Genomic DNA, 22,379 nt, shown 5'->3' with positions numbered 1-22,379 from the left:
AGTCCGCCCCGAGCCGGAGCACCGTCTCTTCCCCAAGTGAGCGCAGGAAAATAAGGAGTGTTGGGTCAGTGAACAACCCGGTTCCGGTGGTCGCCGATACGGACGTCGCCATCATCGGCATGGCCGGGCGCCTCCCCGGCGCCGACGACCTGGACTCCTTCTGGCGCCTGCTGAGCGAAGGCCGCGAGGGCATCACCCGCTTCAGCCGCGAGGAACTGGCGGCGGCGGGGGTGCCCACCCGGCTGCTGGACGACCCGGACTACGTCCCCGCCCACGGGATCATCCCCGACGTCGACCTGTTCGACACCGGGTACTTCGAGTTCACCCCGGCCGAGGCCGCGATCACCGACCCGCAGCACCGCATCCTGCTCACGGCCGGCCACACCGCCCTGGAGCACGCCGGCTACGACCCCGCCCGCTACGACGGACTGATCAGCGTCTACGCCGGCGCGGCCATCAACACCTACCTCCAGCAGCAGGTCCTGCCCCACGTCGACCAGACCGCCACCTCCCGGCACTTCGCGGTGATGGTCGGCAACGACAAGGACTTCCTGGCCACCCGGCTGTCGTACAAACTCGACCTCAAAGGCCCGAGCTACGCCGTCCAGACCGCCTGCTCCACCTCCCTCGTCGCCCTCCACCTGGCCTGCCAGGGCCTGGTCAACGGCGAGTGCGACATGGCGCTGGCCGGCGGCGTCACCGTGAAACTGCCGCAGGCCAAGGGGTACCTGTACGAAGAGGGCGCGATCCTGTCCCGGGACGGGCACGTGCGCACCTTCGACGCGGACGCCAGCGGCACCGTCCTCGGCAACGGCGTCGGTGTCCTGGTCCTCAAGCTCCTGCGGGACGCGATCGCGGACCGGGACACCATCCACGCCGTCATCAAGGGCACGGCCACCAACAACGACGGCTCCGGCAAGGTGAGCTTCGCCGCGCCCGGCGCCGCCGGCCAGACCGCCGTCGTCCGCGAGGCGCACACCGTCTCCGGCGTCGACCCCCGCACCATCGGCTACGTCGAGGCACACGGCACCGCCACCCGCCTCGGCGACCCGGTCGAGGTCTCGGCGCTGACCCGGGCGTTCCGGGAGGCCACCGCCGACACCGGGTTCTGCGCCATCGGCTCCGTGAAGTCCAACATCGGCCACCTGGACGCCGCCGCCGGTGTCGCGGGCGTCCTCAAGACGGTGCTGATGATGAAGCACCGGACGCTGGTACCGACCGTCAACCACACCACCCCCAACCCGGCCATCGACTTCGCCGCCGGCCCCTTCAAGGTGAGCACCGAGACCACCCCCTGGACGGGGGACGGTCCGCTGCGCGCCGGCGTCAGCTCCTTCGGTATCGGCGGCACCAACGCCCACGCGGTCCTCCAGGAGGCCCCGCCCGCCCCCGTCGCCGGCGACGCACACCGCGCGCGGCACCTGCTGGTGGTGTCCGCCCGTACCACGACCGCGCTGGCCACGGCAGCCCGCAACCTGGCCGCCCACCTCGAAGGTGACGACCCGGCCGCACTCGCCGACATCGCCTACACGCTGGCCGTCGGCCGCCGCGCCCACGAGTACCGGCTCGCCGTCACCGGCACCGACCGCGCCGCCCTCGCCCGGGCGCTGCGCGAGGCCCCGGCCCCCGATCGGCCCGCGACCGGTGAGGTCTCCCTCGTCTTCGTCGACGACGTCCCGGACGCGGCGGACCTGGCCGACCGGTGGGCCGCCGCCGAGCCCGCCTTCGCCCGGCACCACGAGGCCGCACTCGCCGCGGGCGCCGACCGGCTCGGCGAGCGGGGACGGGCGTTCGCCGTGCAGTACGCGCTCGGCAGGCTCTGGCTCGACTGGGGCCTCACCCCGGTCGCGGTGCACGGCGACGGGCTCGCGGCCCGGGCCGCTGCCTGCGTGACCGGGGCAATGCGGCTTCGGGAGGCGCTGACCGGCGACGGCCCGGTACCGCCCGCCGCCCGCGCGCGCATCCCCGTGCGCGGCGCCCACGACGAGGTCCGCGGTGTCGCCCTCGGCGTCACCGACGGCCCCTGGGACGGCGTGGCCCGCGCCTGGCAGGCCGGCGCCGACATCGACTGGGCCGCCTGGTTCGAGGGCGAGGAGCGCGGCCGCGTCCCGCTTCCGACGTACCCCTTCGAGGGCCGTCGCTGCTGGCTGACCGGCCCGGACACCAGCGCACCCGCCGCGCTGGTCACCGGCCCCGGCCCGCACCCCATGCTGGACGAGAACGTGTCCACCCTGGACACTCTCGCCTACCGCAGCTCCCGCACCGGCACCGAGTTCTACCTTGCCGACCACCGCGTCGGCACCGAGCCCGTCCTGCCCGCCGCCGGACAACTGGAACTGGCCCGCGCGGCCGGCGAACTCTCCCTCGGCGGACCGGTCCGGCTGCGCGGAGTCTCCTTCGAGCAGCTGCTCTCCTACGCCACCGGGCCGCGCACCGCACTGGTCCAGCTGTGGCGCGAGCGCGACACGGTCGGGTTCGAACTCACCGCCGACGAGCGGGTGGTCGCGGCCGGTGAGATCCACCCCGGAACCGCCGAGCGCCCGGCGCCGGCCGACCCGGCGGCCGTCGCCGCCCGCTGCGCCGAGTCGGTCACCCACACCGACTGCTACGACCTCCTGCGCGCCCACGGCCTGGACTACGGCCCCCGCATGCGCGCCCTCACCGAGGTCCGCCTCGGCGACGGGGAGGCCCTCGGCACCCTCGCACTGCCCGACGACGCCTCGCTGGACGGCGTGCTGCTCAACCCCGCCCTCCTGGACGGCGCCCTGCACGCCCTGGTCGTGCTGCTGGCCCGCGCGTACGGCGAGCGGGCCGACGGCTTCCTGCCGCTGGCCCTGGGCGAACTCACCGTGCACGCCCCCGTCACCGGGCCCTGCCACGTCCACGTCGTGGCCGGCCGCCTGGGGGAGCGGACCGCGCACGCCGACCTCACCGTCGTGGACACCCACGGCCAGGTCCTGGCCCGCCTGCACGACCTCGCCGTGCGCGTCCTCGGCAAGCCCCGCGAGTCGGCCCTGTTGGCCCGCCGCTGGACCGCCGCGCCCGCCGAGCCCACCGGAGCACCCCTCGGCGACACGGCCGCCGTCGTCACCGCCGACCCGGCGCGCGGCGAGCAGCTCGCCGCCCACCTCACCGCCCTGGGCATCGGCACGGTCGGCCGCGACCTCGACCCGGCCACCGCGCCCGACGTCGTCCTCGTCGACGAACCGACCCCCGAACAGGCGCTCCACGTCGTCCGCACGCTCCTCGCCGCCCGCCCCACCACACCCGTGCGCCTCCTGCTGCTGCACCGCCATGACACCGACGGCCCACGCCCCGAACGCGCCGCACTCGCCGCCTTCGCCCGCACCGTCCGCGCGGAGAACCCCCTCCTCGAAGCGCAGGTCGTCGGCCTCGCCGAGGACACGGCCGAGGCGGACGCGCTCGCCGGGGAACTGGCCGGCCACGGCCGCGACCCGGAGGTCACCCACACCGCACGCGACCGACGCGTCCCGCGGGCCGAACCGGTCCAGGAAGCCGCCGCCCCGGCGACCGTCCGCGACGGCGGCGTGTACGTCGTGACGGGCGGCGCCGGCGGACTGGGCCGCGCCGTCGCCGGCCGGCTGCTCTCCCGCGCCGACGCCCGCGTGGTCCTGCTGGGCCGCGGCGAACGGCCCGCCGACCTGGACGAGCGCCTGGTCTACCGCAGCGTCGACGTGTCCGACCCCGACGCCCTGACCGCCCGACTCGACTCCGTCCGCGAGGAGTTCGGACCGCTCACCGGTGTCGTCCACGCCGCCGGCGTGCTGCGCGACGGCTTCGCCCTGACCAAGTCCGCCGAGGACTTCGCCGCCGTCCTCGCCCCCAAGACGGCCGGACTGCGCGCCCTGGACGCGGCCACCGCCGACGACCCGCTGGACTTCTTCGTCGCCTTCTCCTCCATCGCCGCCCACATCGGCAACCCCGGCCAGACCGACTACGCGTACGCCAACGCCTACCTGGAGGCCTACGCCGAACGGCACGGCCGGATCACCGCGATCGCCTGGCCGATGTGGGCCGAGGGCGGGATGCGCCAGAGCGCCGACGCCGCCGCGGACATCGCCGCCCGCACCGGTTTCGGCGTGCTGCCGACGGAAGCCGGCCTCGCCCTGTTCGAGCAGGCCCTCGGCACCCCCGGCGCGCTCGTCGCGGCCTACGGTGACCTCCGTGCCATCACCACCGCGCTCAGCGCACCCGTCGCCCGGGCGGCCCGCACCGCCTCGGCCCCCGCGCCCGCCGACGGCACCGGTCCGCGCGACGAGGCCCTGCGGCTGCTGCGCGAACTGATCGCAGCCGAGACCGGCCTGGACCCGGCCGAACTGGCCGAGGACGCCCCCTTCGACCGGCTCGGCATCGACTCGCTGATGATCGCCAAGCTCAACCGCGAGCTGGACCGGCACTTCGACGCCCTGTCCAAGACCCTGTTCTTCGAGTACGCCACCCCGGGCGAACTCGCCGACTACTTCGCCGAGCACCACGCGGCCGAGCTGACCGGCGGCACACCGGAGGCCGCATCCGTCACGCCCGCATCCGTCACGCCCGCATCCGTCACGCCCGCATCCGTCACGCCCGCATCCGTCACGCCCGCATCCGTCACGCCCGCACCCGTCACGCCCGCATCCGTCACGCCGGCGGACGTCACGTCAGCGGCCGAGGGCGCCGCCGCGCGCCCGCCGCGCGCCCCGCGCCGTACCGCACGGCCAGGCGCCGTCGAACCCGCCGGACCCGCCGAGGACGACACCGACGCCATCGCCGTCATCGGCCTGGCCGGCCGCTACCCGGCCGCCGACGACCCGGACGAGCTCTGGACCGCCCTGACCGAGGGCCGCGACGCCATCACCGAGATCCCCGCGGAGCGCTGGGACAGCGGCCGCTGGTACGACCCGGACCCGGCCGCGCCCGGCCTCGCCCACACCCGGTGGGGCGGATTTCTGCGCGACGTCGACCGCTTCGACCCGCTCTTCTTCGGCATCTCCCCGCGCCAGGCCGAACTGATGGACCCCCAGGAGCGCCTGTTCCTGCAGAACGCCTGGCACGTCCTGGAGGACGCCGGCTACCGCCGCTCCGACCTGGCCGGCCGGCCCGTCGGCGTGTACGTCGGCGTGATGTACGGCGAGTACCAGTTCCACGGTGCCCTGGACGCCCTGCGCGGCGGACGGCCGCTCACCGGCTCGTCCTTCGCCACCATCGCCAACCGGGTCAGCCACGCCCTGGACCTGTCCGGACCGAGCATGGCGCTGGACACCATGTGCTCCTCCTCGCTCACCGCGATCCACCTGGCCTGCGAGAGCCTGCGCCGGGGCGAGAGCGAACTGGCCATCGCCGGGGGCGTCAACGTCTCCGTCCACCCGTACAAGTTCGCCTTCCTCAGCCAGGGCCGCTTCCTGTCCTCCGACGGACGCTGCCGGGCCTTCGGCGCGGGCGGCGACGGCTATGTGCCCGGCGAAGGCGTCGGCGCCGTCCTGCTCAAGCCCTACCGCAAGGCGCTGGCCGACGGGGACCGCATCCACGGCCTGGTCCTGGGCAGCGCCGTCAACCACGGCGCCCGGACCAACGGGTACAGCGTGCCCAACCCGCGCGCCCAGCAGCACGCGATCACCACCGCGCTGGAACGGGCCGGCGTCACCCCGGAGGACATCGGCTACGTCGAGGCGCACGGCACCGGCACCGCCCTGGGCGACCCGATCGAACTGACCGGCCTCACCCACGCCTACCGGTCCGCCGGCGCCGCGCACGGCACCTGGCCGATCGGCTCGGTCAAGTCCAACATCGGACACCTGGAGTCCGCGGCCGGCATCGCGGGACTCACCAAGGTGCTGCTGCAGTTCCGGCACCGCACCCTGGTGCCCTCGCTGCACTCGGCCGAACCGAACCCGAACATCGACTTCGGGCGCTCCCCGTTCCACGTCCAGCGCGAGCTGTCCGCCTGGCCCGACGGGGACCGGCCGCGCCGGGCCGGCCTCAGCTCCTTCGGCGCGGGCGGCGCCAACGCGCACCTCGTCCTGGAGGAGTCCCCGAACCCCGACCCGGTCACCGACGTACCGGCGGGCGAGCAGCGCACCGGCGGACCCGTGCTGTTCCTTCTTTCCGCCCGCGACGAGGAGCGGCTGCGCGCCTACGCCGAGTCGGCCGCCCACTTCGTCCGCACCGAGCGCGTGCCGCTCGCCGACCTGTGCTTCACCACTCAGACGGGCCGCGAACCCCTCGACGCCCGGCTCGCGGTGGCGGTCACCGACGGCGCCGAACTCGTCGCCGCCCTGCGCCGGTTCGCCGACGGCGGCCCGGCCCCCGACCTCGCCGACGCGGGCCCGCTGACCGAGCGGGCCGTCCGCTGGCTGGGCGGCGCCGACGTGGACTGGGCGGCCTGGCACGCCGGCCGGCCCGGGCCCGCCCCGCGCCGGGTGCGCGCCCCGCGGTACCCGTTCGCCGAGGAGCGGTACTGGATCCCGCTCGACCCCGACCTGGGCACGGCCGCACCGCACCCGCTGGTCGACGCCAACGAGTCCACCGTCACCGAGGTCCGCTTCCGCAAGACGCTGCGCGCACGCGACCCGCTGCTGCGCGACCACGTGATCGAGGGCCGGCCGCTGCTCGCGGGCGCGGCGACGCTGGAGTTCGTCCGTGCCGCCGCCGCGCTCGCCGAGCCCGGCACCCGGCATGCCCTGCGGGAGGTGGTGTGGGGACGCGCCGTCGAACTCGTCGACGAGCAGCTCGAGTTGTACGTCTCCTTCCGTCCGGACGGTGCCGGGCTGGCCTTCGAGGTGTACAGCGGGGCCGGTGCCGACCGCACCACCCACGCCCGCGGCGGCGCCGTCCCGGCCCCCACCGCCCCCGATGCCGCCGAGGACCTCGCCGCGCTGCGCGCCCGTCTGTCCGTCGTGCGCGACGGGCCCACCGCGTACACCGAGTACGCGGCCGCCGGGTTCGCGTACGGCCCCTCCTTCCACGTCATCGACGAGATCCGGGCCGGGGCCGGCGAGGCGCTGGTCCGGCTGGCCCGGAACGGTGCCGCTCCGCATACCCAGCTGCCCCCGGCACTCCTCGACGGCGCCCTGCGGGCCTGCCACTGGACCGGCCGGACCACCGCGCCGCGCCCCGGTGAACTCGCCGTCCCCTTCAGCCTCGGCGCGCTGGACTCCTTCGCCCCGCTGCCCGAGGTCTGCTACGCGCACGCCCGGCTGGCCGGCGAGTCGGCGGGCGTGCGCCGCTTCGACCTGACCGTGTACGACGACCAGGGCCACGTGCTCGCCTCCGTACGCGACTTCGCGGGCCGCCTGCCCGGCGGACAGACGCCCCTCGCGAGCCCGGCCGCCGACGGGCAGGCGTCGCTCGCCGGACAGGCCGCGCCCGCGCTGGCGGCGCTCACCGACCGTACGCAGGCCGCGCCCACCACCCAGGCGGCATTCACCGGCCCCACGCAGGCTGTGCCCGGCGGACAGGCCGCGCCCACCACCCAGGCGGCGCTCGCCGACCGCACGCAGAGTGCGCCCGCTCCGCAGGCCGCGCCCGAGTCCGCCGCCGGCGAACCCCGTCTCTACGAGCCGTACTGGCGCCCCGCCGCCGACCCCGAGCCGACGGACGCCGCCGGGACCCTCGTCCTGCTCGGCCGCCACCCGGAGCTGGAGTCCGAGCTGGCCGCGACCGGCGCGTGGCGCCGTGTCGTCGCCATCGGCGAGGACACCGGCCGGCTCGCCGCCCTCGCCGACCAGGACGGGCTCGACCTGGTCGTCGTCCTCGGCGACGCGGACGACGGCTCGCCCGCCGACCTGCTCGACCGCGCCTGCGCCCCCGTCCTGGACGTGCTCGACGCGGCCCGCACCGGCGCGCTGCCCGGGCGGGTGCGCTGCCTGGTGCTGCACCCGCAGAACGCCGGCGAGGACCGGCCCGAGTGGGCCGCCCTGGCCGGGTTCGCCCGCTCCACGGGGCCGGTGGCGCCGCGCCTGGAACTGCTCACCCTCGGAGTCGACACCGCGGCCCCGACCGCCGAGGTCGCCCGGGCCGTGGCGGTGGAACTGCGCGCCGCACCCCGCGCCGCCGGCCTGGAGGCCCGCCGTACGGCCTCCGGCGAGCGGCAGGTGCGGGCCCTGCGCCCGCTCACCGGCCCGGCCACCGCGTCCGGCCCGCCCCTGCGGGACGGGGGCGTGTACGTGGTGACCGGCGGTGCCGGCGCCATCGGCCGTGTCCTCGCCGAGCACCTCGCCCGCACCCACGCGGCCAAGCTCGTGCTGATCGGCCGCTCCGAGCCCGACGAGCGGACCCGTGCCTGGCACCGCACGCTGACCGGCCTCGGTGGCGAGGTGCTCGCACTGCGCGCCGACGTGGCCCGGCCCGACGAACTCGGCACGGCGCTGGCCGCCGCCCGGGACCGGTTCGGCACGCCGCACGGCGTGTTCCACCTGGCGGGCGTCGCCGACGAGGGCCGCGCCGACGGCGACCGGGAGCGTTTCGCCCGGCTGCTCGGCGCCAAGACACACGGCCTGGTCCACCTGGACCGGCTGACCCGCGAGGATCCTCTCGACCTTTTCGTGGTCTTCTCCTCCGTCTCCTCGCTCATCGGGGACTTCGGAGCGGCCGGCTACGCCACCGCCAACCGCTTCGCCGACCTCTACACGGTGCTCCGCGACCGCCGGGTGCGCCGGGGCGAGGGGCACGGCCGCAGCCTGTCCCTGGCCTGGCCGCTCTGGGCGGTCGGCGGGGTCGACGGGCTGGTCCGCGAGGAGGAACTGGCCGCGTACACCCGCCGCAGCGGGATGCGGGCGCTCACCGCGGAAGCAGGACTCGACCTCCTCGCCCGCTCCTTCGCCGCCGGAGCCTCGTGGCTCGTCCCCGCCTGGGGCGACCCGGCGGCCGTCGACGCCGCCCTGACGGGTGCGTCCGCCCCGTCCCGGCCCGCCGAGCCGGCGCCCGGCGCGGCCGCCCGCGCCGGACGGTTGCGGACCCGGTTGGTGGAGCACCTGCGGGAGGTCCTCGCGGGCGTGCTCAAGTTGCCCGCCGGGCGCCTCGACAGCCGGGTCCCGCTGGACGACTACGGCCTGGACTCGGTGCTGGTCATGGAGTCCAACTCACTGCTGGGCAAGGACTTCCCGGGTCTGCGCGGCACCGTGTTCTTCGAGTTCCGGACCGTCGACGAGCTGGCCGGCCACCTCCTTACCGAGCAGGCCGAGGCCGTCACCCGGCTGTTCCCCGAGGAGACCGAGCCGTCGCGGCCGGGGACAAGGCCACTGAGGCAAGACCCCGCGCCTGCTCCGGCTCCCGCCCCCGGACCGCACACCCCGCCCGCCCCCGGACCGCACACCCCGCCCGCCCGCCCGGACGCCGACGAGCCGATCGCCATCATCGGCATCAGCGGCCGCTACCCCCAGGCGGACACCCTGGAGGAGTTCTGGCGCAACCTCGCCGAGGGCCGCGACTGCGTCACCGAGGTCCCCGCGGACCGCTGGGACGCCGACGCCCTGTACGACGCGGACCCGGCCGCACCGGGCCGCAGTTACAGCCGCTGGGGCGGCTTCCTGTCGGACGTGGACTCCTTCGACTCGCTGTTCTTCCAGATCGCGCCCAAGCAGGCCCGCACGATGGACCCGCAGGAGCGGCTCTTCCTGGAGACGGCCTGGTCGGCGCTGGAGGACGCCGGCTACCCGCCGTCCCGGATCCCGGCGCCCCAACACGGCGGCCAGGGACACGACGTCGGCGTGTTCGTCGGCGTCATGTGGGACGACTACGCGATCCTCGCCGCCGCCGAGTCGGCCCGCGGCAACCACCAGGTCGTGCTGGCCAACCGTTCCGCCATCGCCAACCAGGTCTCCTACTTCGGCGACTTCCGCGGCCCGAGCATGGTGATCGACACCGCCTGCTCCGCGTCCCTGGTCGCCGTGCACCAGGCCTGCGAGAGCATCCGCCGGGGCGAGTGCGGGTACGCCATCGCCGGCGGTGTCAACGTCGCCGTGCACCCCGACAAGTACGTGCACCTCAGCCACAAGACCATGCTGTCCGCCGACGGCCGCTGCCGGGCCTTCGGCGCGGACGGCACCGGGTACGTGCCCGGCGAGGGCGTCGGCGCGGTGGTGCTCAAGCGGCTGTCGGACGCGGTCCGCGACGGCGACACCGTGCACGCCGTGATCCGAGCGGACGCGGTCAACCACGGAGGCCGCACCAGCGGCTACACCGTGCCCAACCCGCAGGCCCAGCAGGCGCTGGTGGAACAGGCGCTGGCCGGTGCGGGCATCGACGCCCGCACCATCGGCTGCGTCGAGGCACACGGCACCGGCACCGCACTGGGCGACCCGATCGAGCACACCGCGCTGGCCCAGGCCTTCGCCCGCCACACCGGCGACACGGGGTTCTGCGCGCTCGGCTCGGTGAAGTCCGCGATCGGCCACCTGGAGGGCGCTGCCGGGATCGCCGGGCTCACCAAGGCCGTCCTGCAACTGCGCCACGGCACACTGCTGCCCACGCTGCACGCCGAGGAACTCAACCCGGTCATCGACTTCGGGAACTCGCCGTTCACCGTGCAGCGGGAGACGGCTCCGTGGCCGCGCGCGTACGACGGTGACGGCCGTCCGCTGCCGCGCCGCGCCGCCGTCAGCTCGTTCGGGGCGGGCGGCACCAACGCCCACGTCGTCGTGGAGGAGTACCTGGCCCCCGAGCCGGCCCCGGCCGAGCCCGAGCGGGCGGAGCTGATCGTCCTGTCCGCCCGGGACGAGGACCGGCTGCGCGCCCGCGCGGCGGACCTGGGCCGCACCCTCGCCCAGCCGGGTGCCCCGAGGCTGACCGACGTCGCCCACACCCTGCGCGTGGGCCGCGAACCCCTCGCCGTACGGCTGGCCTTCGTCGCCGCCGACCTCGCGGACGCGGCCGACAGGCTCGCCGCCGTCGGCCGGGGCGAGGGCGGGCAGTGGCTGCACCGGGGCCGGGTGGAGCAGCACCCGCCGCTGGCCGGGCTGCTGACCGACGGCGTCGGCGGCGAGGACTTCCTCGCCCACCAGATCGCGGCCGGCGCCGACGACCTCCTCGGCCGGCTGTGGGTCTCGGGCGTCAGCGTCGACTGGGACCTGCTGCACCGCATGCGTCCCGCCGAGCGCCGCCGGGTGCCCCTGCCGACGTACCCCTTCGAGCGGGTACGGCACTGGCTCGACACCACGCCCGCCCCCGCCCCCGCGCAGGGCCCGCGCCGGTGGGAGCGCCGGCTCGCCGCCGACGAGCCGGTGCTGCGCGACCACGTGGTCGACGGGCGGCCCGTCCTGCCCGGGGTCGGCCACCTCGGCCTGGTCGCCGAGGCGAGCGGGGGACTGGCCGGGCGGGCCTGCGCGGACGTCCGCTGGGTCGTCCCGCTGGCCCCGAGCGGGCCCGAGGAGACGGTGGCGGTGACCTTCGACGGCGACCGGTACGAGATCCGCGGCGCCGACGACGCCGTACGCTCCTACGGCCGCCTCGCCGCCGCCCCGCCCGCGCCCGCCGGCCTCGACGTCACCGCGCTGCGCGCCCGCCTGGACGAAGGCCCGGGCGAGGCCTCCTTCTACCGTGCGCTGGCCGGGCAGGGACTGCCGTACGGGCCGTTCTTCCGCCGCGTCCGGCAGGTGTGGACCGGTCGGGACGAGGTGCTCGGCCGGATCGGTGAGCCCGCCGGTGACGACCCGGCGCACGTCCTGCACCCGGGCGTCCTGGACGCCGCCCTGCACACCGTCGCCGCCCTGCTGGTCCGCCGCCGGGGCGAACACGCCCCGCCCATGCTTCCGTTCGCGGCCGACCGCGTCGAGGTGTTCGGTGCCGTCCCCACGACCGGCTGGTCCTACGTCCGGGAGACCGGAACCGACCGCTGCGAGGTGCTGCTCTGCGACGACGCCGGAGCGGTACGGGTCCGGTTCGAGGGCCTGACCTACCGCGAGGCCAAGCCGTCCGCGGTGGTCGTGCACCGGCCGGTGTGGACCGCCCGACCCGCCGACGAGCAGGACGGGGCCGCCCGCGGCGTGCTGCTGGTCGGGGAGCGGCTGGACGCCGAGCCCGCCGCCGGCATCGCCCGCGCCCACCACGGCGCCGATGTACGACGGCTCCCGGTCGGCCCCGACGGCCTCTCGGACTCCGAACTCGACCGCGCCCTGGCCGGGCCCGGCGCACCGGACCTGGTCTACTTCCTCGCCGCGGCCCCCGGCCGCGAGCCCGCCGGCCGCGCCGAGCTGCGCGCCCTGACCGACCGGGGCCCGGTCGCCCTGTACCGCCTGGTGCGGGCGCTGGACCGGCACGGCCTGCTGGAGCGTGAGACGCGCCTGAAGGTCGTCACCACCGGCGTCCACCCGCTGGAGGCGGGCGACGACTCCTCCCCGTGGGCCGCCGGGACCGCCGGCCTGGCCGCCGTCGCGGCCAAGGAGTTCCCCGCGCTGCGCGTGGCGCTCGTCGACGTACGCGCGGCGGAGGCCGCCCAGGCGGTCGGCGGGATCGTCGCCGAGCCGTTCCCGGCCCGGCCGGTGCCGGTGTCGCTGCGCGCGGGCGTCCGCCGGGTGCGCGCCCTGGAGCGGGTCGAACTGCCCGCCGCCGCACCCCGGTTCCGCCCGGGCGGCGTCTACCTGGTAGTCGGCGGGCTCGGCGCCGTCGGCCGGGACACCTGCCGGCACCTGGCCCGCGCCTACGGAGCGAAGCTGGTCGTGGTCGGCCGCTCCCCGCTCGACGAGACCCGGCGGCAGACCGTCGCGGAGCTGGAGAAGGCGGGCGCCGAGGTCCGCTACCTGGCCCTCGACGCCACCGACCCGGGCGAGCTGAGGGAGGCCGTCGATCTCGCCGTGCGGGAGTTCGGCGCCCTGCACGGGGTGATCAACGCCGCGATGGTGCTGGTCAACCAGGTCCTGAGGGAGCTGCCGGAGGACGGGCTGCGGACCGCACTGGAGTCCAAGGCCGACGCGACCTGGAGCCTGCTGCGGGCGGTGCGCGAGGTGCCGCTGGACTTCGCGCTCCTCTACTCGTCCGGCGTGGCCTTCGAAGGCAACCACGGCCAGGCCGGCTACGCCGCCGGCTGCACCTTCGCCGACGCCTTCGCCCTGCACGCCGCCCGCACCCTGCCCTTCCCGGTGCGGATCCTCAACCTCGGCTACTGGCACGCGGGCGGCGACCCGGAGCGGGAGCGGGTGCTGCGCCGCTTCGGCGCCGCCGGCATCCGGCCGCTGAGTGCCGAGCGGGGCATGGCCGTCGTCGAGCGGACCCTGGCGGCCGGACTGCCCCAGGTGTTCGCCCTGGACGCCGACCGGCCCATCCTGGACAACCTCGGCATCGACCCCGACCGCACCCTGCGCGTGCTGCCGGGCGGCGCGCCGGGCCCGCTGCCCGAGGTCCGCTTCCCCGGCGCGCCCGGGGAGGACCGCGAACTGGTCGCGCACCAGCGTGCGGTGGCCGAGGCGGAGGAGCTGGCGCTGCGCCTGCTGGCGTCGGTGCTCGACCGGGCGGGACTGTTCGGCGCGGGTGAGGCCTCCCGGGAGGAACTCGCCGCCCGCCTGGGCGTGGTGCCCGAGCACGCCGCGCTGTTCCAGGCGCAGCTGGACATGCTGGCCGAGGCGGACTGGCTGACCGTCACGGACGGGGGCCGCCTGCGTCCGACGGGCCGCGGGATCACACCTGAAGGTGAACTCGGCTCGTCCTTCGCCCGGTTGGCGGAACGCCAGCCGTCCCTCGCGCCGGTCGTCACGCTCCTCGGTGACTGTCTGACCGCGCTGCCCGACGTGCTCACCGGCCGCCGTCCCGCCATGGAGGTCCTCTTCCCCGAAGGCTCCGCCGAGCGGGTGGCCGCCGTCTACCGGGGCGACCCGGTCACCGACCGCTGCAACGCGGAGGTGGCGCGGCTCGTCGTCGAGCAGGTCGAGGAACGCCGGGCGGCCGACCCCACCGCGCCGGTGCGGATCCTGGAGATCGGCGCCGGCACGGGCGGCACCACGGCGGCCGTGCTCGCCGCCCTCGCCCCCTACGGCGACGGCGTCGAGTACGTCTTCACCGACGTCTCCCCGGCCTTCGTCCGCAAGGCCGGGAACCGCTTCGGCGGGCGGTACCCCTTCGCCCGCTTCGAGACGCTGGACATCGAGGCCGACGCGGCCGGGCAGGGCCTGACGCCCGGCGTCCACGACATGGTGCTCGCCACCAACGTCCTGCACGCCACCCGGCGGCTGTCCGACACGCTGACCGAGGCCAAGCGGCTGCTGCGGCGGGGCGGTGCCCTGCTGCTGGTGGAGGGCACCCGGGCGCGCCACCAACTGGCGCTCGTCTTCGGCCTGACCACCGGCTGGTGGCTGTTCTCGGACCCGGAGCAGCGCATGCCCCGCTCCCCGCTGGCGAGCGAGCGCCAGTGGCGGGACGCGCTGGCCGCGTGCGGCTTCACCGACATCAGCGCGGCCGCCCCGACGACGGAGGCCGGGCCGGCCTTCCAGAGCGTCCTCGCCGCCGTCAGCGACGGCGTGGTGCCCGGCCCCGGGCAGGCTCCGGCGGCCGAGCGCGAGCCGGCGCGGACCCCGGAACCGGCCCTCGCGTCCGCTTCCCCCGCGGCCCCGGACGCCCTCGCCTCCCCGGCCTCTCCGGCCACCCCGGCCACCCCGGCCTCTCAGGACGACACCCTGCGCCAGGTGACGGACGTCTTCGCCCGCGTCCTGGAGATGACCCCCGACCGGCTCGACCCCGACCTCACCTTCGAGAACTACGGCGTGGACTCGCTGGTGGTCCTGGAGCTGACCCGCGCCCTGGAAGCCGTCTACGGCCCTCAGCCGGCGACCCTGCTGTTCGAGCGGATCACCATCCGTCAGCTGGCCGGGCACTTCGGCCCCCGGGCGCACAGCCCGGAGGCCCCCGGCACCCCTGACACCACCACCGTCACCCCCCGGCCCACCTCCCCCCAGCCAACCGCCCCTCAGCCCACCACCCCCGCAGGGCCCGCACCCGCCCCGGCCGGCGACGCCGAGCGCCTGGTCGCGGGCCTGTCCGACGCAGCCGTCGACGAGCTGCTGGCCGAACTGCTCCCCCACCGCGGGGAGTCCGAAGGAGGCCGACGATGACCGCCGAGCCGTTCAGCTGTGTCGTGATCGGTGAGGAGACCCTCCTCGTCGAGTGCACCAGGCTGCTCGTGGCCCGCGGACACACGGTGGCCGCCGTGGTGTCCCCTTCCACCGAGCTGCTCGACTGGGCCGAGGAGGAGGGACTGCCCGCCGTACCGTTCGGCGCGGACCTCGCCGAGCGGTTGGCCCCGCTGCGCTTCGACTACCTGTTCAGCATCGCCAACCTCCGGATGCTCCCGGAGGAGGTGCTCGCCCTGCCCACCCGGTTGCCGGTCAACTTCCACGACGGTCCGCTGCCCAGGCACGCGGGTCTGTTCGCCACCAGCTGGGCCATCCTCGACGGCGACAAGCAGCACGGCGTCACCTGGCACGTGATGCACCTGGAGGCCGACGCCGGCGACGTGCTCAAGCAGCGCACGGTGCCCGTCGACCCGGCGGCCACCGTGCACGACCTCGACGTCGCCTGCTTCGAGGCGGGCGTCGAGTCCTTCGCCGAACTCGTCGACGAACTGGCCGCCGGCACGGTCATCCGCACGCCGCAGGACCTGAGCCTGCGTACCTACCACGGCCGGTACGACGGCCTGCCCCGAGGCGGTGTGTTCGACTGGCGCCGGCCCGCCGCCGACCTGGACGCGCTGGTGCGGGCCACCGCGTTCGGGCGCCGCCGCAACGACTTCGGCACGGCGCTGCTCGTCCACGGCGACGACCTGCTGGCGGTCCGCGCCGTGGAGGTCACCGACCGGCCCTCCACCGCCGCACCCGGCACCGTCGTCGGCGCCGGGCCCGACGCCCTCACCGTGGCCACCGGCGACAAGGACGTCCGCCTCACCGACCTCGCCACCCTGGCCGGGGAACGGCTCGACCCCGTCGCCCTGGCCGGGGAACTCGACGGCCGCTTCCCGCGGCCGTCCGACGCGGCGGTCGCCGAACTCGCGGAGGCCGCCCGCGCCGCCCACCGCCGGGAGGGCCGGTGGCTGCGTACCCTGCGGTCGCTGCGGCCCGTCCTTCCGCCGAGGTTCGGCCCGCTGTACCCGGTGGCCCGCCCGGCGGGCCCGGTCGTGCTGCCCGAGGCCCTGCGTGAGCGGGGGACAGGGCCCGAGCGGCCGGCCCTCGCCGCCGCCTTGGCCTTCCTCGCCCGGCTCACCCGTGGCGACGAGCGGCACGTCGCCGTGTCCGTCCCGCGAGCGGCCTCCCCGGCCGCCTCCGGCATCCTCGCGCCCGACGTGCCCCTGCACGTTCCGGAAGGTCTGCTCGACCTGACCCTTTCCGACCTCACCGAAGTGATCGGCACCGCGCTCGACGGACTCCGGGACCGCCCGCCGTACCGGCGTGACCTGCCCCTTCGCCACCCGGACCTGACCGGCGCCGCCCGCACCGGGCTGCCCGTCGCCGTCGTACTGCCCGGTGGCGCGGCCGAACCGGGTGGCCGGCCGCTGACCGTCCGCATCGACGCCGACGGAGCCGTCGGCTTCCACGCGGGCGCCGGGCTGACCGCGGACCACGAGCGGTGGCTCGCCGGACACTTCGCCGCCTTCCTCGACGCCCTCGCCGCCGACCCCCGCAGCCCGCTCGGCACCGCCGACCTGCTCGCACCCGAGGAGCGGGAACCGCTGCTCGGCCGGTGGAACGACACCGACGAGGAGTATCCGCGCGAGGCGACCGTGACCCGGCTGGTCACCGACATCGCCTGCGCCGCACCGGACGCCACCGCCGTCCGCTTCCAGGACCGTGCCCTCGGCTACGGCGAACTCGACGAGGCCGCCGACCGGCTGGCCCGGCACCTGGCCGGCCTCGGCGCGGGCCCCGGCACGCTCGTCGGCGTCTACCTGGAGCGCTCGCCCGAACTGCTGGTCAGCCTGCTCGCCGTCCTGCGCACCGGCGCCGCCTACGTGCCGATCGACCCGATCTACCCACCCGCCCGGATCGGCCACATGCTCCAGGACTCCGGCGCCCGCCTGGTCGTGACCGACGAGACGCTGGGCGGCACCCTGGCGGAGTTCCCGGTGACCCCGGTACCGGTCGCCGGCGCGCCCACCGCCGGGCCGCCGGCGGCCCCGCTCGACCGCTCCGACCCGGACGCGCCCGCCTACGTGATCTACACCTCCGGCTCCACCGGCCTGCCCAAGGGCGTCCAGGTCGGCCACCGGGCGCTGGTCAACTTCCTGTGGACCATGGCCCGCAGGCCCGGCTTCGACTCCCGGGACTCGCTGCTCGCGCTGACCACCGTGTGCTTCGACATCGCCGGTCTGGAGCTGTACCTGCCGCTGGTGCGGGGCGGCACCGTGGAGGTCCTCCCGGCCGCGGTGGCCGCCGACGGCGTCGCCCTGCGCGAGCGCGTGGAACGCTCCGCGCCCACCGTCCTCCAGGCCACCCCGACCACCTGGCAGATGCTGCTCGCCGCCGGCTGGACGGGTGATCCGGCACTGCGGGCGCTGTGCGGCGGCGAACCGCTCCCTCCCGAGCTGGCCGGACAACTCGCCCCCCGGGTCGGCGCGTTGTTCAACATGTACGGCCCGACCGAGACCACCATCTGGTCCACCGTGGACCGGGTGCCGCCCGGCGCGGCGGCCACCATCGGCCGGCCCATCGGCAACACCCGCTGCCACGTCCTCGACGAGCGCGGCGTCCCGGTCCCGCCCGGCATCCCCGGCGAGCTGTACCTGTCCGGCGACGGTGTCGCCGACGGCTACCTCGGCCGGCCCGAGCTGACCGCCGAACGCTTCGTCACCGCCCCCGGCGGCACCGGCCGCGCCTACCGCACCGGCGACCTGGTACGCCACCTGCCCGACGGCCGCCTGGAGTACCTGGAGCGGATCGACGGCCAGATCAAGCTCAACGGCTACCGGATCGAACTCGGCGAGGTGGAGTCCGCCCTGCGCCGGCTGCCCGGCGTCACCGCCGCCGTCGCCGTCGTCCGCGAGGACCGGCCCGGGGAACGCCGCCTGGCCGGCTACCTGGTCGGCCCGGCAGGCCCGCTCGACGCCGCCGGACTGCGCGCCGCCCTCGGCGAGCGACTGCCCGCCTACATGGTCCCCTCCGCCCTCGTCGCCCTGCCCCGGCTGCCGCTCACCCCGAACGGCAAGGTCGACCGCAAGGCCCTGCCCAAGCCCGACGTCGGCCGCGTCGCCGGCGGCGCGGCCGACGTCCGCACCGACCTGGAGCGGCGCATCGCCCAGGTCTGGTGCGAGGCGCTCGGCCTGGAGTGGGTCGGTGCCGAGGACAACTTCTTCGACGTCGGCGGCGATTCGCTGCGCCTGACGTCGGTGGTGGCGACCCTGCGCGAGAGGCTCGGCCTCCAGGTCACCCGCATCGACATGTTCGGCCATCCGACCGTACGGGCCATGGCCGTCCATGCGGCCCGTGCCGCCGACGCCGGCCGTCCCGCCGAGCCCGCCGTGTCCCGGCCCCGGCGCTCCCGGGACACGGCGGCGCTCGCCCGTCGCCGCGATCGCAGGGGGCGGCGCCCATGACCGGCCGGCCCGACGCCGCCACGCCCACCGCACCATCCGATCCGTCCGTATCACCAGGGGGTTCCGTGTCCAGCTGCCAGGTCTGCTCGCTCAAAGCCGGTCATCCGGGAGTGGTTCTCGACGACCAGGGGGTGTGCAACCTGTGCAACCTGGACTTCGCCGAGGACCTGCTCGTCAACTACCGGTACACCAGCGAGGTGTTCACCGAGTTCCAGCAGGCGCCGCCCGGCGCCGGCGAGTACGACTGCCTTTTCATGTACAGCGGCGGCAAGGACAGCACGTACATGTTGGACAAGTTCGTCAACGAGTACGGCAAGCGGGTGCTGGCCTTCACCTTCGACGTGCCCTTCGAGAGCGAGCACGCCGCCCAGAACATCGCGCTGGCCCGGGAGAAGATCCCGGCGACGTTCGTCCTCGACGCCGACGACGACAACATCAAGCTGATGATGCGCGAGGTGTTCAACCGTCCCGCGCCGAAGAAGCCCGGCAAGTACCTCGACGAGAAGCTGCCCTGCGTCTCCTGCCGCACCTTCTTCGTGCTGCGCGCGATCCTCATGGCGTACCGGCAGAGGATCCCGTACATCGCGCTCTGCGCCGACCCGCAGCAGATCCTCACCATGGAGTCCAACGTCCGGGAGGTCGTGCGGGACTTCTACAAGACGTTCGGTGAGCGCCTCGTCGACACGCTCTTCGGCGGGCAGCTGGAGGAGCTGCTCTTCGACGACGACGAGAACCTGCCGAAGATCGTCTTTCCGTTCATCGCCATGCGGCACGAGTACGACCCCGACCGCATCGTCGAGGAACTGCGCGCCAAGGGCCTCTACCAGTCGTCGCCGATGGAGACCCACTGCACGCTCTTCCCGCTGCTGAACTACTACTCGTACTCGAACTTCGACTGCATGTTCTACAAGCTCAACGCGGCCAGCCACGTGCGCTCCGTCAAGCGCAACGCCTCCTACGACCGCAACACCTTCAGCATCAAGTTCCCGCGCTCACTCGACCTCGCCGACGTGGAGGACCGGCTCGGCAAGGTCGTCAAGGAGATCGCGGCGGGCGAGGGCGACCGCGACGAGCACGAGCGCAGCCTCGTCGATCTCTTCCAGCGCATGGACGCCTCCGAGGACGCCGCACGCTTCGTCGCCCGCAGCTTCCTCGACATGCGGTCCGTCGCCGCCGACCTCGGCATCCGGCTGAGCTGACACCGAGCAGGAGAACCAGCACCATGACGCTTTCCGACTCCGACGTCGCCATCATCGGCATGGCCTGCCGCTTCCCGGGCGCCGACTCCGTCGACCGCTTCTGGGACGTCCTCAGCCAGGGCCGCGAGACACTGACCCGGTACACCGACGAGGAACTCCTCGCCGCCGGCGTCCCCGCCGCCCGGCTGGCCGACCCGCGCTATGTGAAGGCCGCCCAGACCATCCCCGGCACCGACCTGTTCGACTCCGGGCTGTTCCGATTCACCCAGGACGAGGCCGAGATCCTCGACCCGCAGCACCGGGTCTTCCTGGAGTGCTCACTGGAGGCCCTGGAGCGGGCCGGATACGACCCCGAGCGCACCGACGCCCAGATCGGCGTCTACGCCGGCGCCGGCATGAACACCTACCTGCTGCACAACCTGGGCGAGCGCTACCGGGCCGCGTCCTCCGTGGACCACTACCGGCTGATGCTCGCCAACGACAAGGACTTCCTCGCCACCCGGGTGTCGTACAAGCTCAACCTGACCGGCCCCAGCGTCAACGTCAACACCGCCTGCTCCACCTCGCTGGTCGCGCTGCACACCGCCTGCCTCGCGCTGATCGGCGGCGAGTGCGACATGGCCCTGGTGGGCGCGGTCCACCTCAACCCGCCGGGCCAGGGCTACCAGTACCAGGAAGGCATGATCTTCTCGCCCGACGGCCACTGCCGCGCCTTCGACGCCGAGGCCCGCGGCACCGTGATCGGCAGCGGCGCCGGAGCGGTCGTCCTCAAGCGGCTGAAGGAGGCGCTCGCCGACGGCGACTGGATCCACGCCGTCGTCAAGGGCTCCGCCATCAACAACGACGGCTCCGCCAAGACCGGTTACACCGCGCCCAGCGTCGCCGGGCAGGCCGCCGTCGTCGCCGACGCCCAGGAAGTCGCCGACGTCGAGCCGGAGACCATCGGCTACGTCGAGGCACACGGCACCGGCACGCCGCTCGGCGACCCCATCGAGGTCGCCGCGCTCACCAAGGCCTTCCGCGAAGGCACCGACCGGTCCGGGTACTGCGCGCTCGGCTCGGTGAAGACCAACATCGGGCACCTGGACACGGCCGCCGGCATGGCGGGCCTGATCAAGACCGCGCTGATGCTGGAACACCGCACCCTGGTGCCCAGTCTGCACTTCACCGAGCCCAACCCGGACATCGACTTCGCCGCCGGCCCGTTCTTCGTCAACACCGAGAAGACCGAGTGGAAGAGCGGCACGGGCCCCCTGCGCGCCGGCGTCAGCTCCTTCGGCATCGGCGGTACGAACGCCCATGTGATCCTCCAGGAGGGGCCGGCCCGCGGTCAGGCCCCGCAGGAGAGCCGGCCGGAGCTGCTGGTCCTCTCCGCCCGTTCCGAGGACGCCCTCGAACAGGCCGCCACCGCACTGGCCCGCCACCTGCGGGCCCACCCCGGCCTGGACCCGGCCGCCGTCGCCCAGACCCTCGGCCTCGGCCGCCGCGCCCACACCCACCGGCTGGCCCTGGTCGCGGACAGCACCCGCTCCGCCGCCATGGCACTCGCCCTCGGCAACGGCGAGCGCATCCGCCGCGGCGTGAGCGGACGCGAGCCGAGCGCCCCCGTCCTCGTCCTGACCGGCACCGGCGCCGACCCTGCCGACGCGGCCGAACTGTACGGGGCGGTGCCCGCCTACCGGGACGCCGCCGACGCCTGCGCCGCGGCCCTCGGGCGCACCGGCGAGGCCGGGGCCCTCCTCGCCGAGGACGGCGCGGTCGCCGCCTGCTGCCACGAGTACGCCCTCGTCACCGCCCTCACCGCCTGGGGCGTCGCACCGGCCGGCCTCGCCACCGCCGGCACCGGCCTCGCCACGGCCGCCGCCCTCACCGAGGCCCTCCCGCTCGCCGACGCCCTCGCCCTGGCCCGTGGCACCGCGCCCCACCGCGTCGTCCCGCCGCGGCTGCCCGTCGTATCGCCGCGCACCGGCCGCTGGATGACCGAGGAAGAGGGCCAGGACCCCGCCGTCTGGACCGGCCCGGCCGACGCGCCGGCTTCCTGGGGCGCGCTGCTCGACGGTACCGGGCGGCACGCGGTCCGCCTCACCCCACCGGACGGCGAACCGGGGGGACTCAGCCACCTGCTCACCCTCGCCGCCGACCAGTGGGTGCTCGGCGCCCCCCTCGACTTCGCGGCCGTGCACACCGGCCGGGACATCCGTCGGGTGCCCCTTCCCACCCACCGCTTCGAGCGACGGCGGCACTGGGTGGAGCCCGGTGACCACAGTGCCAGGCCCGAGGCGGCAGCGGCCGGGGACCGGCTGATCGCCCGCTTCGATCCGGCCGACCCGGAACACAACGTCGAACTGATCCGGGACCACCTCACCGAGTCGATCGGCAAGGTCCTCGGCGGCCGGCACCTCGCCGCGCCCGACACCAACCTCTTCGACCTGGGCCTGGACTCCCTGGTGCTCATCGAGGTCGTCGCCAAGCTCGGCGAGGAACTGGGCTTCGAGGTGCAGGCCGCCTCCTTCGTCGAGTTCCCCACCATCCGGTCCTTCGTGGACAACCTCGCCGAGCTGATGGGCCTCGCCCCCGGCGCGGCCCCGGGCGGCGACGGAACCGCCCCGGCGCCGCGCACCTCCCGGCGGGCCCAGCGCGCGGCCGCCCGCCACACCGGCCAGGCCTGACCTCCT

Annotated in this window: 4 protein-coding genes; all 4 read left to right on the top strand. The window is 75.3% G+C overall.

The annotated features are described in order from the left end of the window. Positions 1 to 68 precede the first annotated feature (68 nt). The 4 genes from ACIQ6R_RS23570 to ACIQ6R_RS23555 all read left to right on the top strand — a co-directional run bounded on the left by ACIQ6R_RS23570 (position 69) and on the right by ACIQ6R_RS23555 (position 22,373). Positions 69 to 15,035, top strand: a complete 14,967-nt coding sequence (locus ACIQ6R_RS23570) for an SDR family NAD(P)-dependent oxidoreductase (protein WP_404223167.1) — start codon at positions 69 to 71, stop codon at positions 15,033 to 15,035. After that, positions 15,032 to 18,505, top strand: a complete 3,474-nt coding sequence (locus ACIQ6R_RS23565; protein ID WP_404223166.1) for an amino acid adenylation domain-containing protein — start codon at positions 15,032 to 15,034, stop codon at positions 18,503 to 18,505. Before ACIQ6R_RS23570 ends, ACIQ6R_RS23565 begins: the two co-directional genes overlap by 4 nt. A gap of 65 nt (positions 18,506 to 18,570) precedes the next feature. After that, entirely contained in the window at positions 18,571 to 19,704 is a 1,134-nt protein-coding gene (locus ACIQ6R_RS23560) for an OzmP (RefSeq protein ID WP_404171295.1), read from the top strand. A gap of 23 nt (positions 19,705 to 19,727) precedes the next feature. Then, positions 19,728 to 22,373 carry a type I polyketide synthase gene (locus ACIQ6R_RS23555; RefSeq protein ID WP_404223165.1) on the top strand — a complete coding sequence of 882 codons (2,646 nt, stop codon included), beginning with the start codon at positions 19,728 to 19,730 and terminating at the stop codon, positions 22,371 to 22,373. Positions 22,374 to 22,379 lie beyond the last annotated feature (6 nt).

The sequence above is a fragment of the Streptomyces sp. NPDC096048 genome, assembly GCF_044763415.1.
GTDB lineage: Bacteria > Actinomycetota > Actinomycetes > Streptomycetales > Streptomycetaceae > Streptomyces.
The sequence above is the reverse complement of the archived record's forward strand: the minus strand, read 5'-3'. Positions and strand labels throughout refer to the sequence as shown.

Excerpts from the sequence above, each read along its gene's own strand:
- ACIQ6R_RS23565 (WP_404223166.1), top strand. The coding sequence starts at position 15,032 with ATGACCGCCGAGCCGTTCAGCTGTGTCGTGATCGGTGAGGAGACCCTC.
- ACIQ6R_RS23555 (WP_404223165.1), top strand. The coding sequence starts at position 19,728 with ATGACGCTTTCCGACTCCGACGTCGCCATCATCGGCATGGCCTGCCGC.